1 protein-coding gene is annotated in these 1,477 nt (G+C 64.5%); it reads left to right on the forward strand.

Going from position 1 to position 1,477, the window contains the following annotated elements:
* Positions 1 to 258: 258 nt before the first annotated feature.
* Positions 259 to 1,477: helix-turn-helix domain-containing protein (locus tag FF36_RS31235; RefSeq protein WP_044888811.1), on the forward strand; the 1,219-nt coding region annotated here is incomplete at its 3' end.

Here is a 1,477-nt window from a genome sequence, read left to right on the forward strand (position 1 = left end):
GTGTGCATGCACGGCCCCAACGCGCGTGCGCGCGTCTGCGCGCGTTGGGCGTCCGGCCGCCCCCGGCGTGCACGGCGACCGACCCGACGATCACCGACGCCCAGGACGCGCCGAACCATCGCCCCGACACAAGNGATCGCCAGNCACACGAATATTCGCCTCGGAAGTGTCCGACCGAACGATCGCGGGTGGTCGGCACGGCAGCCACGGCGCCGTATCCTGAGGATGACTTGCGCACGCGGGCGAGAAGAGGGCGTGATGGTAGACGAGTCGGCACCGGGAACCCATCTCCAGAACCTGCGCCACCGACGTGGCCTGACTCAGGAAGCACTTGCGGACGCGGCTGGACTAAGCGTTTCCACGATCCGTAAGATCGAACAGGGCGGAAGCGCCCGAATCGAAACACTTCACATCCTCGCCCGTGCACTCGACGTCGAGACATCGACTCTCTTCGGGTCGGCTTCCCCCGCACCCACCCCCGACCGCGAGGAAGACAATAAGCTGAATCTTCTTCCTTTGCGTCGGGTACTCACTCCCGTTGTCGGCATCGGGGGCGCCGCATCCTTCACTGAACAGCCGTCCGGCGAGGTGCGGGAGGCAGATCTACGCGCGGCACTGTCGGAAGCCGTCCGCCTTTACCACGCTGACGACTTCGAGGCTGTCGCCGCAATGCTCCCTCGCATGGTCCGCGAAAGCCATTGGCTGATCGATCACGCCGCGTCCGAGGAACGGCCCCCACTGTTGCGGCTACGCGCCGAGATCTATCAACTTGCCGGATGGTTCCTCACGCAAGTGCGACAATATGATCTCGCCTATGCCGCTATTCGGGACGCGATACAGGACGCGACAGGCGCGGGCGACCCTCTTACCGCAGCATCTGGCGCCATATCGCAGGCGTGGTTGTTCATCAGGCAGGGTCGGTTCACCGATGCGGAATCGCTCGCCCGAGACACCGCCTCGACGATCGAACCGCGGATGTCCACGGCCAGCGATGCGGAACTCTCGGCATGGGGGTGGCTCCTGCTTCGCGGGTCGGCCGCCGCGATACGCAACAATCGGCGTGACTCCTCCGACGAATTTCTGTCGCTCGCCGAGGTTGCCGCGTCGCGTGTGTCCGTCATCCGCTCGCCCGGTCGCTATCACCAGTACCTGACAACCTTCGGTCCGCCGGTCGTGACGATGAAACGCGCCGAAGCAGTCATGATCGCGGGTGACGCGCGGGGCGTGCTGAGGCTCGCGGAGACAATCCCACAGCCACGTACTAGCCGATATCGGTCCGACAACCTGAGTCGTCACCTTCTCGACGTAGCGTCAGCCCACACCGCGCTACGCGACTACGGCGACGCCGCCGACATTCTTGTTCACCTGCGGAAGAACTCTCCTGAATGGCTGCGGCATCAGCGTAAGGGGAGGGACGTCCTGCTCACTATTCTGCGGACCCGCAAGCGATCGCTGAGTCAGGAGCTTCGCAGCCTAG

It is taken from the genome of Frankia torreyi (assembly GCF_000948395.1).
GTDB classification, from domain to species: Bacteria; Actinomycetota; Actinomycetes; order Frankiales; family Frankiaceae; genus Frankia; species Frankia torreyi.